Source organism: Rhizobium sp. CG4, assembly GCF_023701965.1.
Lineage (GTDB): Bacteria > Pseudomonadota > Alphaproteobacteria > Rhizobiales > Rhizobiaceae > Agrobacterium.
In genome coordinates, this window is the sequence record NZ_JABAEG010000007.1 from 261952 (window position 1) to 278427 (window position 16476).

Here is a 16476-nt window from a genome sequence, read left to right on the forward strand (position 1 = left end):
TGCGATTAAAGCCCTGTTTCAACTTTTACAGCCATTCGCGTTTCCACCGCCTTTTTCACGGAGAGCGCAGTGGCCAACGACCAGATCCCGTCCTCGGCAGTTGCCGTGGGAGAGCCGTTCTTGATTGCTGCATGGAATGTGCGGATCACGCCCTCGTAAAGATTGCCGCCGACGGTAGAGAGTTCCTGGTCTCCGGCCGCTGTGCGCAGCACAACGCTACCGACGGGACGCTGGGTCATGACATTGCGCCCGATAAGCGAACCTTCAGTCCCGTGCACTTCAAGGCCGGTCTCGGCAAAGCTTGTTGTAAAGCCATCGTGCAACTGGGCAATGATATCGTCATCGAACCGAACGACTGACATCACCGCATCCTCGAGACCGGAACTCGTCATCCCCGCAGACTGCGCGAATGCCACGACTTCTATTGGGTTGCGCCCGAGGACGAACCGCAAGGCATCAACATCATGAACGGTGAGATCGAGAATGGCGCCACCGCCGGCTGTTGGCTTGTCGAGACGCCAGCCTTGCAGGTGTTTGGGCAGATATCCTGCGTGAAACACGCGCGCTGAAAGCGGGCGACCAATCTTGCCAGCTGCAATTGCGTCACGGATTGCCTTATGGGTCGCAGAATTGCGCAGATGATGATTTGTCGCAAAAACAACACCTGCCTTTTTGGCGGCGTCAGCCATCGCTCGGGCATCCTCGACGGAAAGAGCCAGAGGCTTCTCGCACAGGACGTGCTTCCCAGCACCTGCCGCCGCAATGGCCTGATCGCGGTGCAGTTCATTTGTTGTTGATATATAGACGGCGTCGATATTGGCATTCGACAAAAGTTGCTCGAGGCTCGTGGTATAACCCTCAATACCGTTGGCTGCTGCGTAACTGCGTGCACGATCCTCATCAGAACTCATGACAGACACGATGACGCCATCAGCTGCGCGGATCGCACCGATAACCCATTCCTTTGCGATCGTACTTGCGCCGACCAATCCCCAGCGAATTGTCATACCCGGCCCTCCCCTGCATTCGCGTCCTTTGAAGCGCCGCAGCTTTCACGCACCACCAGTCTGACCGATGAAACAATCGTCTCGGCTTCTGCCTTGCCGGCACTTATCTGCTTCAACAGTAATTGCGCGGCCCTGCGTCCCATGCCCTGCGGATCCACTGATATTGTCGTGAGGGCTGGTACAGCGGTTTTTGCCTCAATCACATCATCGAAACCAACCACGGCAAAGTCGCGCCCAGGCTCCAGACCTTTGGCGCGAAGACCATCACATGCACCAAAGGCAACGGCGTCGTTGAAACACACAGCACCGGTCGGCCCATTTGAAATTGCAAGCGCGCGATTTATGGCTTCCGCCCCCCCTGCCCTGGACGGCGCAGAATCGACGATTAGTTCGTCATCCAGATTGAGGCCACAGGCAACAGCAGCAGCGCGATATCCCTCCAGACGTTCACTGAACACCGCCGTGTCGCGAAACCCTCCGAGAAAAGCAATCCGGCGATGACCAAGCGACACAAGGTGCTTTACGGCGGCAAATATACCTTCGCGGTTGTCGGAGGCGACAGACGAGACCTTTGCACCCGGCACGTTTCGTACAGCGACCACAACAGGAATGCCTGCAGCAACCAGTGGCTTCAAATCTGCAGCTTCCGTTCCGCGCGATGGAGACAGAATGAGACCTGAGATCCCATGCTCTCGCATGGAGGCGATGACCTCGCGTTGGCGATCAAGGCTTTCGCTCGTATTCGAAAGAAACTGAACAAACCCGGCGGATTGGACAACCACATCGACGCCGACTGCAAGCTCAGCAAAGAAGCTGTTTGTCAGGTCGTTGACAACGACGCCAACGATCATCGATTTCGAACCTGACTGCCTAAGGTTCGCGGCGCCACGGTTATAGACATAACCAAGCTCGCGCATAACCGTACTAACCTTGGCGCGAGTGGCATCACCAACAAGCGAAGAGCCCTGCAGCACAAGCGACACTGTCGACTTCGAAACGCCCGCAGCCCTCGCGATATCGATGACGGTAACACGTGACTTTGCCATCAGACCCTCCCAAAATCTTCAGCCGCAAGCGATCATTAATTGGAACGTTCCAATAAATCAACTTAAATATCATTGGTCTTATCTTAAAAACCACAAGCGCCCCCACATCACATTGCTTTAAATCAATCTAATCTCTGCGACGCTGTGCTCGAGACGAACAAAAACCCCCGATATTATTGGAACGATCCAAAATTTCCATTCTGAAATCCCTATCTCTACATACCGTAAATTTCTGGAGTAGCGTGGAAGAGGGAGCATGATGCGTTGGCGCACCTTGGGTAGATGTTTTCAATTGAAGGCCTCAGTAACATCCTTTCGGATGTGGCAAGTTTGCCTTGAGTCGTCACCGCGATCGTCATGCACGAAAGCTCTGGCAAGTTTTTAAACATCCCGGTATGCAGGACGGTATCCAGTTTTTGAGATGCTTAGATGGGCCAACTCTGTATCAGGAACAAATATATACGTGAATTGGCTATGGCTGTGATGAAGGCTACCGGCGACAATAACAAAACGGAGGTTGTTCGTCAGTCGCAACGCGCACGGGAAACCGTGCCTTTGCGAGAGGGTATGCGCAAGCTTCAAGAAGCCGTCACTGCGAAACGTGGACCAACCCCGAAACCTATCGATTTGAAGAATATCTCTGATGAAGTCTGCAACATGTAGCGTGATGATGCTCCAGCCACGGCTTCGATCCTGACGAACGAGGACAATAAGGGGGCAGTCTCCTCGCATTCTATGGTGGTCACATCTCCAAAACAGATATCAATTGCGCGTAAGTCGAGGTCAGGAGGCACCATTTGCCGTGGCTGTACCCGTGAACCGACTTGGCGCGGCCTCCTCTTGCTATCGCATAGAAAGGCTTTCTTAGACATACCGCCGCGTTATAACACCGCGTTCACTTGAAGCACCGCGTCCAAGGACGGGACAGGTCATTTGATAGTCGATTATGATCGCTGTTGGCTGGTGCCGTTCTTCACAAAAAAGTACCGCCGAAAGCGGCGATGTTCAATGCCAGTATTGAAACCGTCGATACGTCGGGCGCGTTTTGTGAGCCGTTCAAATCGTAACGCCCTGCACTTCCTGCAGATGGATATTTCGAGTGGGCGACCAGCGCCGAGGATTGCAAGAGAAATCCAAGGCTAATTCAAGATGCCAGAAGTAAGAGGGTCGCAAGTTTCACCACAAAGCAGAATTTGAAAAATTTGATTTCGATAACAGGCGGCTTATTAGCCCACAGCTTTTCACTGCGCTGCACCTGCGGATGGTTCGGCTTGAAGGATTTCAAACATACTGGCCACCGTTCACGGCTTGCCGTTGACGTGCACAATCCCCGCCTTCAAGGCCGAGCAGGATGCGTCAGAGTAAAGAGGACAGGACACAACGACGCTGTGTCCGCAGGCGCATATGTTGGGGACCCGTGCAATTTCATGGGTGAGCTTCTGCGTCATCGCACTTACATAAGAAAATATGGGCCAGCGATTGCGCTTCCCTGGCAGCACATCATCTTTATGGAACCCACACCATACTCCAGGGTTGAATAGTTGAGCCCAAAGGAGAAAGTAATGATCGACGAAACACGACGCCCTAATCCACCATATGCTAACCAGCAGCAGGAGCCGCCGGGCAAAACTGCCTTGATGCAACCTGTCCCAGACCATGGCGAGCATTCCTATAAAGGGGATGGCAAACTCACAAGGAAAGTCGCGCTCATTACCGGAGCCGACTCGGGGATTGGCAAGGCCGTCGCCATCGCTTTCGCCCGGGAAGGTGCCGACATCGTTATTTCCTACCTCAACGAGGACGATGATGCCCGCGACACCGCAAAATGGGTGGAGGACGCCGGCCGGAAGGTCCTTGTCATTCCTGGCGACATCAAATCCGAGGAACACTGCACCGACATTATACAACGCACCGTCGACGAGCTCGGTGGCATCGACATCCTTGTAAACAACGCCGCTTTCCAACGAACCTATGATGACATCGCCGATATTACGGGTGATGAGTGGGATGAAACCTTCCGAACCAACATCTACGCGCCATTCTTTCTCTCGAAGGCTGCTACTCCTCACATGAAGCCGGGCAGTTCAATCATTAACACGACCTCGATCCAGTCAAGGCAGCCATCGCCGCAGCTTTTGGCCTATGCGTCCACCAAAGGCGCCATCTCTAACTTCACCGCGGGTCTGGCCCAAATGCTTGCAGACAAAGGCATACGTGTAAATGCGGTTGCGCCCGGGCCAATTTGGACTCCGCTTATTCCCTCGACAATGTCGGCTGAAAAAGCAGCCAGATTTGGTGAGAACACCCTTATCGGTCGAGCCGGGCAACCAGCAGAACTGGTCGGCGCTTACGTCCTGCTTGCCTCTGCGCTGGGCAGTTACATGACGGGGGCCGTGGTTCCAGTTACCGGTGGCGAGATCATGATCTAATCGACAACTGGCTGCCGATGCAATGTCAAGCGCGGCCACTGTCACGAACCTGTACTACAGGATCTGTCGCCGTTGGCGTGGATGACGTCGACAGAGTTCACACTTTCGCACTGCAGAAACCTAGCGTTGGACCATAATTTGCCCCCTTAAATGACGAGCGGGATGACGTTTGGGTCTTGCCGCGGGCATAGGCGGGCATCATCCAGTTAAGTGCACCCGGCACCCGAGGCGGTAATAAAAGCGTTAAACTGTACGATTGAGGGAGTATCGGAAATTCCGATAATGACAGCTGTACTGGCGATGCATTAATGAACGCCAAGCCTTATTGGACACCTGCCGGTCCCAGCCAAAGCTTGGATACTAGATATCGATCATGTCGCAACAGGTCGCTCGCGCGATCGCCTGATACACCGTCGCTGCCCGCAGTTTCCTTCTGGCGGTGCTGATATAGAGGCGTACCGCGCTTTCTGATAGGTGTAAACTCGACGCGATCCGCTTGGGAACAACGCCTTGAGCCAACATCTGTAGGCATTGGCGTTCGCGTCTGGAGAGGTGGCGAAAATCATGATTTCGCGCTTCCAGTACATCTACAAAACGTTCATGCATATAGTGCGAAATGAGGATAAGGTCGGGTTTGGATCGCGTTTTGAGATATGTCCACTCTCGCCGTGATCTGTCTGATGTCGCTGAAAACAAACTTCGCTCACCTGACGGCCCCCTCACTGGGACAGTAAGGCCGTGGCGTCCGACGCCCAGACTATTCGCCTCGCGAAACAGGTTTTTTATCGGCTTGGATGTCCGGTCAAGTGAAGACCAGTCGACTGGCAGTAGATCAGTTTTGTGGACTTGAACAACGGGATCCACGGAAAAGTAGTCGTTTACGACATAGTGTGCAGTCCACTCTTCGGGATAGGTAGTGCAGTACACGGGCGAAGAATTTCCAGTGCCTGGATTACGTACAGAAAGGAATGTCAAATGATTAAACTCGTAGATATCCCTGATGCCGGAGAACGCTTGTTCGAGCCCGTTCCAGCTTTTTGCTGACTGTAGCTTTCTGAGAGACCGGGAAAGCTTAGATTGTTCATATTTCCCCATTAAACCGGATCCTTAAAATAGGGCTTGGACAGTCTTGAATTTGCGCAACCACCTACCTTCGCGCACTTAAATGCTTCCCGAGGTGCTGATCGAAATATCTGTCACTTTGGGTTAGGAGTTTGACTACCACCCTCATAATCGCCTCAGTTGCGCTCGGAGTCGAGACCATCGGGCGGTGATCTCGCCCGTTCCTAAGTCTACAGTGGAATGATCGAGCGGGAACTGGCCTGCACAAACTTTCTCTCGCACAGTCCCATGCTTTCCAGCTTTCTCGCGATCTGATGGTGCCCATCACGCCTTTCAAATTTGGCGTCCTTGGTCCAACGAACTCGATGGCGAAGACTTGCTAGAAGCCGTGAATATTTTCCGCACTGGTCTCAATGAAACCCACTTATCCGTGCCGCTGGCAAGCAGTTGGCCTCAAGGCAACTTCGCCGCAGCACCGCCCTGCAACTTTTACCAGTTGCAAGCAGCGCTCTTCTACCCTCCGCTCTTCGCGGCTGATTGCAAAACGTTCTGCAAATTGACGAAAAGGAAAAAGGGGCGGCCGCGACACGGCCGGAGATAGCATGAAAAGAGAAGACTTAGAGGCGCTGCGCGCCAAGGTCAGTTGCGAAGCTGCGCTCGAGAATGCCGGATACGAGATAGACCATAAACAGAGCACGCGACGGGCTGTAAAGTACCGGCATGGCAGCAACATCGCCATCGTAACCCATGATGGACGAGGATGGTTCGATCCGCTTAGTGACAACAAGGGTGATGTCTTCGAACTTGTAATGTTTCTCGAAAGGATCCCGTTCCCGACTGCCGTGGACATGATTGCGTCATTGGTCGGGTTTGAACCTTCACGGCTGCAATGGAAGGCATCGCACCCGAAGCAGCAAATCAAAGGCATCGTGGAGCGCTGGCAAAGTCGTCGCGCGCCATCGAGGGGCTCCAGCGCATGGCACTATCTATGCTCGGTGCGCAAAATCCCAACAGCCATCGCCCTCACGGCCATACAGGCGGGCGTCCTTCGGGAAGGACCGTGCGGCAGTATCTGGGCAGCACATCTCGACAACGAATGCCGCACCGTCGGCTGGGAAGAGCGTGGTCCAGAGTGGCGAGGTTTTTCCAAAGGGGGCTCGAAGGTCCTTTTTCGCATTGGCTCAAGCCGCGCTTCCCGTCTCTGCGTAACGGAGGCTGCAGTCGACGCGCTGAGCTTGGCCGCACTTGAAGGTCTGCGGGATCAAACGCTTTACGTCAGCACAGGCGGCGGCTGGTCTCCGGCAACAGAAGCCGCACTTAACGTAATCGCCTCGAGGCCGGGCTGTCAAATTATCGCCGCGACCGATTCCGATCCACAGGGGGATGTCTATGCGGAACGTCTGCGTCTCATTGCTCAAAGTACGGGAAGCGACTGGCAACGGCTCCGCCCACCTGCGGACGACTGGAACGACGTTCTCCAGAACATGAAAGATAGTAAGGCAAATAAAAAGCTGGGGCCTGCCGCATCAGGACAGGCTTCCTCCGGCAGATGCCCATCATTGACCCGTCCCGACACCACGTCGGCAACGCGCGAGGGGTGCTAGGCTGCGATCGATAGTCACGTTTAAATGACATTTTAGCCCAAACTTCCAGCCCTTGAAAGGGTCAAGGTGATGAACTCAATAGCCCGCCGTCGTCAAGTGTTTCCAAGCTGTAGCCAAGCGCGTGCTGGACTTGTCTGGTTTTGGTGTTAACTGCATGGGGGGCTTGACCAGTCTGCCTTCTCGTGGGCGCGATCTGTGCCGCACTGCCCTTCTTGTTCGCAGCGTTGGGAACGGTCGGCCGATCGTTTCAAGGCCGCGGTGAGGCCGACTTAGCCTGCCTGCGCAAGGCAGGTCCGCACTCCCGAACAGTTCCAAACCCGCAAGCACGCAAACCTGCCCTGCCGGTTCAGACGGATCGAACCTGTGCAGCGCTCGTCATTTGCCGGTTCTCGTCGTCGGCAACGAAGCGCAGACCAGCATGGGTTTAACGGCTTTGGCAGCTAAGGAAGGAACAGAGATGGTCAAGGCAACCGCTTTAACACGGGCCCAGTGAAATCTCGCCGCGGCACCATCCTCGAAGTGGTTGGCCTCCACCCAAGCCAACAAGATCGCAGAAAGCTTCAGCACGCCAGTTGTCGACAGTGATGGCATCGGCCATCTCCATGAGCGATTACTCGTCAAAACCGCCGAAAACCTCGGCGCGAAGGCAATGCAGATCCATCTGCAGCGCATCGTAGGTGCCTCCGTTGGATCGGCGCACGACTCCGGTCTGTTCCACTCTTGCGCCGTCACCGTCTCGCGTGACGCAACGGCCAACCCGTCGAACTGCGCGCGCGACGAATATCTTGGCGGTCCTGTCGGCTATGACAGCACCGCACGGGGAAAGAGCGAGTTCGCGGCCGATATAGGCGTCCAGTCCCACGCACTTCGCATGGCAGCAGAGGGTGCGGGCCGCCTATGATCAAGTCGTTGGCAAACCCTGGAGGCCGTTCGTTCGGGCGGTTGAAAACCCCGATGCGCCCATCACAGGCTCGCTTCCAGGCGCAGTTGTCGAGACGGGTTACAGTCGCATAATCCTCTTACCGCTTACCATTAAGTTGCAGCGAACTATCAGCATCGAGCCGTCCCAGTTCAACGCCATCTTACCGTCGGACAGAGCTTTGCGGATGGCTCGCGATCCCACTACTGCTGAGTTACACCTCTGTCAGTGATTGATGCATATCACAGTGAACCTTCACAGAGACGTGACAGGATAGGTGCGGTTTGCTCAAGCCGCTAACATTCCGATAGGCTGGTTTTCATATCCCTTGCTCTTCATTTCCGGCAGCCCGTCTGCGGGCTCGATGAGGCATGTCTGACCGGAGACCGGCCTCGCCTCGATCGTCTTCCCGCAACGGCAGCTCAGATTTCTTACCCCAGAGACCTCCGGTCTCCTCCTCTCCCACTAACAAATCTGCGACTTGCCGTCCTCCATTATATTACGGCCCAATTGCCACCCCATCGCACGCGATGGGGCCCCGGCTGGGTGCGGTCCGATCGTCACCGGTCTTAGCGACAGCCATCGAGGCCGCGATGGGCGCGGCCCGAATAACCAGAAGGAATATGAACATGGCAACCATCGGTAAATTCGCCTCCACCGAGAACGGCTTCACCGGCTCCATCCATACTCTGGCCGTCAATGTCAAGGCACGCATCACCCGCGTCGAGAACCCCTCCGATAAGGGCCCTCAGTTCCGGGTTTACGTAGGTAGCGCTGAACTAGGTGCCGCTTGGCAGAAGACCTCCGGCGAAGGCCGCGATTACCTGTCGGTCAAGCTCGATGATCCTAGCTTCCCGGCTCCGATCTACGCAACACTGGCCGAGGTCGAAGGTGAGGATGACCTCCAGCTCATTTGGTCCCGTCCGGGACGCGACTGACGAGATCAAGGGGCTCCGTCAATGGCGGAGCCTCATGTCAGCTTTTGGTCGAAAACCGAAAACACGTCGGCATACTTACGCTTAACCGAAACTGAGGTCGCTTTCGGTCTTTATCGTGACGACAAAAGCATTGCAGTCGGACGTGACCCTTCCCATCGTGAGTTTATGCCTTCCATACAATAAGAAGATTGGGTCTATCGCTACATCACCCGCCGGGCACATGTCGCAGTTTAGCACCAAGGTTCACGCGTGCCACTCCAGGTTCTCGCAAGGCCTTCGGAGAAAAGGATGTCACCGAGGCTGCGGCCATCCCGAACCAGCACGCGAAGATTGCGACCGTATCGATCCTTATCTCTACCGGGCCACGCCTGAAGCTCGAACGGACCATCGTTGATGAGTTCCATCAATCGTCCCGTGGCCTTGATACCGAGTGAAAGTTCGGAGGCACATTTTGGTCCTCTTACCTCAGGCGTATCTATGTCGGCGATACGGATCTTCTGGCCCTCCAGCCGGATCGTATCACCATCGACGACACATGTTGCACGGTTGCCGGTCTCGCAGTTTCGGATGAGCTGGGAAGGTTTGACCTTGGTCGTGTGCGCTGCTGCATTGTTAACGATCAAGCTAATGACAGCTAATGCAGTCATCACCGTCACCGGCACCGCTTTGGACCGCAAGTTGGTAAAAGACCAACTAAGACTATTACCTCGGTGTTGTAATCCCATGTCACCATTCAACAGTTGTTTTGAACTGCCTCTCCTGTGGCAGGCAAGACGAATGAACAGCCGTGACGACGCTTTCGTGAGAGCTGGTGGGCAAACGGGCTGACCGCATCGCTTTCGACTGCGATGTGATGAACCTTTAAGTGCCGCTGGTTCCGATAGGTCCAAACTCCGTATTAGAGACATTTGCCAAACCAGTCCGGCTCGGTGGACAGGGCGAAACGATAGTTGTCGTCGTGGATATTCGTCCAAAGAGAGTTCTATGTGAACAATCCGCCCGTTTATTGAAGTCACTAGTCCGTTGTTCCACCTTGGGTAGACAGATCCATGCGCAATATGAGCAAGGGCCGTATTGGTTCTCGCTCATTTGGGTTACGATCTCTCCTCATCATCACTCCGCACCTTCGTAGGCAATCCGATCGCTCTGGTCTCACGGCTCAACCCTCTTTGCGAAACACATGCCATCATATCCTTGCGCCTGAACCAGATCGCGCGACCGCATCTAAGCGGCGGGTTGCCGGCGGTAAACACTATCTGTTCGTCGGCACGCATGCGCAGGACTTCGTGCGGCTGGATAAGTGACCGGGCGGCAAGTTGCTTCGAGCGGGTGCGAGATGATCCGCGGGATTGGAAGCTGCGACTGAGCTGGTCGATCTCCACCGTGGTCATACCGCAACGCCTGGAAATATACTCGGCGGTTTCTGGATCATTGATCGCTGCAAACGAGATCCAGCTGGCGCTTTCGAACCACTTGCTTGATGCATCACGCCCGCCATAGGTTTCGCGCAACTGCCCTATCGATTGATAAATCATCGTCAGCACTATGCCGTATTTGCGACCTGCGTCACGTGCCGTCTCCAGAATGCGCATGTAACCAAGCCGGGCGACCTCATCGAGAAGGAACAGGGCGCGGCCATCCATGTGGCCGTCTCTATTGTAAATGGCGTTGAGCAATGATCCGATCACAACGCGCGCAAGACCGGAATGGGTTTCCAGTGTCTTCAGGTCTATATTGACGAATATATCGGTCTTTCCCTCCGCAATGTCGTGCGTGCGAAATGTCGCACCTGACACAAGTGCCGCGTAGTTCTTGTAGGAAAGCCAGTGTGTTTCCTTGATGGCGTTGGCATAGACCCCGGAGAAGGTTTCCGCAGTCATGTTGACGAAGGCTGCGACGTTTTCCTTCACGAACTCCGAACCGGAACTCGCGTGAATGTCTTGCAGCCGCTGGCGAAGTTTTGGCTCAGGTTCTGAGAGATTTGTGCGCACCTGACGAAGCGTCTGTTGCTCTCTTGGTGTGTGGCCCGACAAGCAAACGTCGGCGATGATTGCCGTCAGAAGCTGCTGGGCGGACGCTCGGAAAAAGTCGTCCCGTAAACCGGTAGCTCTTGCGCTGTCACTCATGATCCATGATGCAACCGATGCAATATCCTCCTCTCTGGTTCCTCCGTACTGGCCGACCCAATCGAGCGCGTTAAATCCGGTCGTGGGATTGCGCGGATCGAGTATCCTGATCCGCCGACCGGCGCGTTCACGGTGTTTTGACACCATCGGTGCGACCTCGTTCGATGGATCCAGGATGACGAGTGAGCCTCCCCATTTGAGTGCGGTTGGAACCGTTACCGAGCTCGTCTTGAACCCGCCTGATCCGGCAAACACGATGCCGTGAGATGAACCGAAGGAGCCATCAAAACAAAGCAGTGGTGATCTCCCCCCTGCCCCCCAGGTTTCTTTGTTATCGTTCCGGAATGGCACCGCCGCAACACTGTCAAGATCGACCCTGTATTGTTCGCCAACCACAATACCGCCGGTATCAGGCAACAGCGTTGCAGCTTGAGTAAGCGTCATCCAATCGGCCTCCCCGTGCAGGGCACGTCTGCCGATGATCCGTCTTGGTGTTGCCCGCGCAAAGGCAGCATTGCCAAGCATTGCGACGCGGATGGCAAAACAGCCGGACATCATTGCCGCGACCGCACCGATCACCGTGGCCGGGTCGAGATACGTTATCGCCGATGTCCCTGGATAGAGCTGCGTTGAGATGCTCGCAAGCCGCATGGTCTCTCGCGCGGCCGCAATCACAATGGTCCCGATGTTTGCGATGATCACTCCCCAGGCGGCAGCGCGAATGCTTGATGAACCGGCTGTTGCAAACAGGAGGATCACGCCGGTTGCTGCTGCCACCACATAGGGTGCTGCGATACCGATCCGCCCCAGAGTAAGCCTCGCCGCTTCGGTTTTGCCAAAGCCGACAAGCCACACCTCGATCCCCGTCAGGAACAACACTGTGACGATCATCATTGTGACGGGAAGTCCAGCGAGCAACATCTTAGTCGCTTTCATGACCAAACGCCTTTGCACCGACTACCGTCAGGCGAGTACGCTCACCTTCATCGACCGCCAATCTCTGCCGCAACTCGATCAGAGCGCCAAGCAGCAGAGCCCGTTTCTCAAAACGCAGACCGGCTTTGACGATCAGGCCGCCAAGCTCGATCTTGTCACGGGTGTCTTTCTTGCGCGCATGCGAGATCGCGTTTCTCCTCATCCGCTCAAACCTCACCAGTGCTGCCCTCAGACGCGCCAGGCGTGTCCGCTTCGGGATACTCGCTGCCCTTACCGTCTGTCCCTTCTCGTTTCCGTCCGCTCGTAACGGGCTTTCCCGCGCGAAAGCGTCTGCCCAATTCCTCGAAGGCCTCCTGCAGGTGTGTCTCGTCAATCTCGATGTCGCCAATCCCAGCCTTTAGTGCAATGCGCCCAATGCGCTCGGCCTCTCTCGTCTCGGCTGCCTTTAGCTGGTCCTGCAGCTTGGCGATTTCCTGCCGGATCCTTGATGATGGTTTCTTCATTTCCGATTGTCCCTTGACGGCATTGATCGTAATTTATGCCATCATGCTCCGTCAGATCGGCGCGCCGATCCACTGACAGAAATGCGAGTAGGCGCAGCCTACGCTTTTGCGCACCATCCCGACCGTTCGAAGGACGGATCCGAAGGGCGCAATTATACGTCGCTATGCGACGTGTTGCTTTAGACCCTGGCGGGGCCATCCGATCCTGTCGAACACCTCTGATGATGTTCGAGCAAAGGATCTTTTGTCGTTATGGCCGTCCCGCACTTCTCAGTCAGCATCGTTGCACGTGGCTCCGGCCGCAGTGCCGTGTTGTCGGCGGCCTATCGCCACTGTGCAAAGATGGAATATGGGCGCGAAGCCCGAACAATCGACTACACCCGCAAGCAGGACCTCCTGCATGAGGAGTTCGCCATTCCCGCCGATGCCCCTGAATGGCTGCGCGAGATGATCGCCGATCACTCCGTCTCAACTGCGGCTGAAGTCTTCTGGAACAGGGTCGAGGATTTTGAGAAGCGTTCCGACGCACAGCTTGCCAAGGACATAACGATCGCCCTGCCGATCGAGTTGTCACGGGAACAGAACATCGAACTGACAAGGGACTTCGTGGCAGATCACATCACGACGCGTGGCATGGTCGCTGACTGGGTCTATCATGATGCACCTGATAATCCGCATATCCATCTGATGACCACATTGCGACCGCTGACCGAAGACGGGTTCGGGCCAAAAAAGATTGCGGTGACAGGTCCGGATGGCAAGCCGCTTCGCAATGATGCCGGCAGGATTGTCTATGACCTCTGGGCCGGTGGCATCGACCACTTCAATGCGCTACGCGATGGCTGGTTCGCCTGCCAGAACCGTCACCTTGCACGTGCCGGTCTTGATATCACCGTTGATGGCCGCTCATTTGGAAAGCAAGGCATCGATCTCCCCCCGACCATTCATCTGGGCGTCGGCGCCAGGGCCATCGAGCGCAAAGCGAACGGGGATGGAAAGGCAGCCGAGCTTGAGCGGCTCGAGCTGCAGCAGGAGCGTCGTGCGGAGAATGCCCGCCGTATCGAGCGTCATCCCGATCTTGTGCTTGACCTGATCAGTCGCGAGAAAAGCGTCTTCGATAGTCACGACATTGCAAAAATCCTGCATCGCTATATCGATGATGCCGCCCTCTTCCAGAGCCTGATGGCACGCATTCTGCAAAGCCCGCAGATCCTACGGCTTGATCGCGAGAGGATCGACTTTGAGAGTGGTGCGCGGTCGCTCGAGAAGTACACGACGCAAGAGCTGATCCGGTTGGAAGCGGGCATGGCAGCCCAGGCGCTCTGGCTGTCACGACGATCATCGCACGGCGTTCGTCAGTCAGTGCTCGACACTGCCTTTACCCAACACACCAGACTCTCCCAGGAGCAGAAGACCGCCATTGCCCATATTGCCGGGCGGGAACGGATCGCAGCCGTTGTCGGGCGCGCAGGTGCGGGAAAGACAACCATGATGAAGGCCGCTCGTCAGGCATGGCAGGCAGCCGGTTACCGCGTGGTCGGTGGCGCACTGGCTGGCAAGGCTGCCGATGGTCTGGAGAAGGAAGCCGGCATTGTCTCGCGCACGCTTTCCTCCTGGGAACTTCGCTGGAATGAGGGTCGTGATCAGCTTGATGACAAAACGATCTTTGTTCTCGACGAGGCTGGCATGGTGTCGTCACGGCAGATGGCGATGTTCGTCGAGGCGGTAACGAAGGCTGGCGCCAAACTCGTGCTGGTTGGTGATCCCGATCAGCTTCAGCCGATCGAAGCAGGTGCTGCATTCCGCGCCATTGCCGATCGTATTGGATATGCAGAACTTGAGACGATCTATCGCCAGCAGACACAATGGATGCGCAATGCATCACTTGATCTGGCGCGTGGCAATGTGGAGGCCGCACTGCGAGCCTATGACCAGGCCGGGCTGGTCCAGACTGCTTTGACACGTCAGGATGCAATTGAGGCGCTGATCGAAACCTGGAACCAGGAGTTTAAAGATCAGTCATCCTCCCTGATCCTCGCCCATCGCCGTCGTGATGTTCGTGAATTGAACGAACTGGCCCGTGCCAAATTGGTCGACCGTGGCATTGTCAGGGAAGGTTTTGCGTTCCGTACCGAGGATGGGGTTCGTCATTTTGATGTCGGCGACAGGATCGTCTTCCTCAAAAACGAGGGCAGCCTAGGGGTCAAAAACGGGATGCTGGCCAGGGTCGTGGAAGCAGGCCCGGGCCGTGTCGTGGCAAAGATCGGTGACGGTACGAACCGGAGCCAGGTCACTATCGAACAGCGTTTCTATAACAACATCGACCATGGCTATGCGACCACAATCCATAAATCCCAGGGTGCCACGGTTGATTGTGTAAAGGTCCTAGCCTCAAACACGCTGGACCGTCATCTGACCTATGTCGCGATGACGCGGCACCGTCAGACAGCCGAGCTCTACGTCGGCACGGAAGAGTTCATCGGCAAACGCGGTGGCATTCTCGTCGACCATGGTGCTGCACCCTATGAGCACCAACCGGACAACCGCAAAAGCTACTTCGTGACGCTCGAACAGCGTGATGGCCAGCAGCACACCCTATGGGGTGTTGATCTGGCCCGTGCGATCACGGATGCCAAGGCAAATATCGGTGACCACATCGCACTTGAGCACAAGGGTTCACAGCCGGTCACACTGCCAGATGGTACAACAGCCGAGCGCAACAGCTGGCATGTTGTACCGCTGCATGAGATTGCCATGGGGCGGTTGAAGCAGCGCCTTTCCCGTGACGGATCCAAGGAAACCACACTCGATTATCAGCGGGCGTCTTCCTATCGCGCCGCGCTGCGATTTGCGCAGACGCGCGGCCTCAACCTGATGAATGTCGCCCGCACGATCGCCAGAGACCGGCACGCATCGACCATTCTGCAAAAACATCGGTTGCAGGATCTGGGAGATCGGCTTGCAACCATTGGCGCAAGGATGTGGCGTGAGATCGACCTTGCGATGGGCGTGAAAGGCGCCAGCAACACCACTCATCCCTACACTGCAATCAATCCGAAAAGAGAGGTCAAGCCAATGGTGTCCGGTATCACCCTTTATCCCAGGAAGATCGAGCAGGTGGTTGATGACAGGGTTGCGGCCGACACTGGCCTGAAGACACTGTGGGAGGAAGTGTCGATGCGTTTCCATCTTGTCTATGCCGAGCCACAGGCAGCGTTTGCAGCCATCGACATCAATGCGATGGTGCGCGATCAGGCGATAGCGACAGAGAAGCTTGCCAAAATCGCCAGTAGGCCTGAGACGTTCGGCGCACTCAAGGGCAAGACAGGCTGGTTTGCCAGCCGAGCTGACAAGGCCAACCGTGATCGGGCGTTGAACAATGTCACAGCACTTGCAGCCAGCATCAGTGACTACCTGCGTCAGCGTAGTGAGGCGGAACAGCGTCATATTGCCAACGAGACCACTCGCCGCGACAGGGTCGCGATTGCAATACCTGCACTTTCTGAGAATGCCAAAGCTGTCCTTGAACGTGTTCGTGAGGCCATCGAGAGAAACGATCTGTCGGCAGGTCTAGACTATGCGCTGGCCAACAAGATGATCAAAGCCGAGCTTGATGGTTTTGCCAAAGCAGTCTCGGAGCGTTTCGGTGATCGGACGTTCCTGCCGCTCGCAGCTAAAGACAGCGATGGCGCGACGTACCGGCGTGTGACGTTAGGCATGAACACCGCTCAGAAAAAAGAGGTCGCCCAGTCCTGGAACACCATGAGGACCGCGCAGCAACTAGCCGCCCATGAGCGGACAGCCACAGCACTCAAGGAAGCAGAGACACTCCGGCAGACAAAGAGTCAGGGAATGGTGCTAAGATGATAATACGGGTACCTGCTGTTTGCTCACTTGCACATAAGC

Annotated in this window: 11 protein-coding genes and 1 pseudogene; 5 read left to right on the forward strand and 7 right to left on the reverse strand. The window is 55.8% G+C overall.

Translation table 11 applies throughout. The annotated features are described in order from the left end of the window. Nucleotides 1-5: 5 nt before the first annotated feature. On the reverse strand, nt 6-1007 hold the full coding sequence (locus tag HGO37_RS19785; RefSeq protein ID WP_250984828.1) for a Gfo/Idh/MocA family protein: 1002 nt from the start codon (nt 1005-1007) through the stop codon (nt 6-8). Next, a complete protein-coding gene (locus HGO37_RS19790) occupies nt 1004-2053 on the reverse strand; it encodes a LacI family DNA-binding transcriptional regulator (protein WP_250984829.1) in 1050 nt (349 codons plus the stop codon). Before HGO37_RS19790 ends, HGO37_RS19785 begins: the two co-directional genes overlap by 4 nt. A 1562-nt stretch (nt 2054-3615) precedes the next feature. Here HGO37_RS19790 and HGO37_RS19795 point away from each other — a divergent pair. Next, complete coding sequence (locus HGO37_RS19795; protein WP_250984830.1) at nt 3616-4482, forward strand: SDR family oxidoreductase; 867 nt, start codon at nt 3616-3618, stop codon at nt 4480-4482. A 360-nt stretch (nt 4483-4842) separates the two neighbouring features. Here HGO37_RS19795 and HGO37_RS19800 read toward each other — a convergent pair whose 3' ends face one another. After that, nucleotides 4843-5577, reverse strand: coding sequence for a helix-turn-helix transcriptional regulator (locus tag HGO37_RS19800; protein ID WP_250984831.1), 735 nt, complete (start codon nt 5575-5577; stop codon nt 4843-4845). 569 nt (nt 5578-6146) lie between these two features. On the opposite strand from HGO37_RS19800, the gene HGO37_RS19805 reads away from it, so the two are divergent. The 3 genes and pseudogenes from HGO37_RS19805 to HGO37_RS19815 all read left to right on the forward strand — a co-directional run bounded on the left by HGO37_RS19805 (nt 6147) and on the right by HGO37_RS19815 (nt 9005). Further along, a complete protein-coding gene (locus tag HGO37_RS19805) occupies nt 6147-7148 on the forward strand; it encodes a DUF3991 and toprim domain-containing protein (protein WP_250984832.1) in 1002 nt (333 codons plus the stop codon). A 489-nt stretch (nt 7149-7637) separates the two neighbouring features. Further along, nucleotides 7638-8101 (forward strand): annotated as a pseudogene (locus HGO37_RS19810) (hypothetical protein); the annotation flags it as partial. A 595-nt stretch (nt 8102-8696) separates the two neighbouring features. Next, on the forward strand, nt 8697-9005 hold the full coding sequence (locus tag HGO37_RS19815; RefSeq protein ID WP_250984833.1) for a DUF736 domain-containing protein: 309 nt from the start codon (nt 8697-8699) through the stop codon (nt 9003-9005). A gap of 230 nt (nt 9006-9235) precedes the next feature. Here HGO37_RS19815 and HGO37_RS19820 read toward each other — a convergent pair whose 3' ends face one another. From HGO37_RS19820 to traC, 4 genes are all read right to left on the reverse strand, one after another. Continuing rightward, nucleotides 9236-9652 carry a thermonuclease family protein gene (locus HGO37_RS19820; RefSeq protein ID WP_250984834.1) on the reverse strand — a complete coding sequence of 139 codons (417 nt, stop codon included), beginning with the start codon at nt 9650-9652 and terminating at the stop codon, nt 9236-9238. Nucleotides 9653-10099: 447 nt separating this feature from the next. Beyond that, nucleotides 10100-12052 (reverse strand): Ti-type conjugative transfer system protein TraG, encoded by a 1953-nt coding sequence (traG, locus tag HGO37_RS19825; protein WP_502941438.1) that lies wholly within the window; start codon nt 12050-12052, stop codon nt 10100-10102. A gap of 1 nt (nt 12053) precedes the next feature. Further along, complete coding sequence (gene traD / locus HGO37_RS19830; RefSeq protein ID WP_250984836.1) at nt 12054-12269, reverse strand: conjugal transfer protein TraD; 216 nt, start codon at nt 12267-12269, stop codon at nt 12054-12056. A gap of 4 nt (nt 12270-12273) precedes the next feature. Then, entirely contained in the window at nt 12274-12570 is a 297-nt protein-coding gene (gene traC / locus HGO37_RS19835; protein ID WP_250984837.1) for a conjugal transfer protein TraC, read from the reverse strand. Nucleotides 12571-12822: 252 nt separating this feature from the next. Here traC and traA point away from each other — a divergent pair, with 252 nt between their 5' ends. Then, nucleotides 12823-16437 carry a Ti-type conjugative transfer relaxase TraA gene (gene traA / locus HGO37_RS19840; protein ID WP_250984838.1) on the forward strand — a complete coding sequence of 1205 codons (3615 nt, stop codon included), beginning with the start codon at nt 12823-12825 and terminating at the stop codon, nt 16435-16437. Nucleotides 16438-16476: the final 39 nt, after the last annotated feature.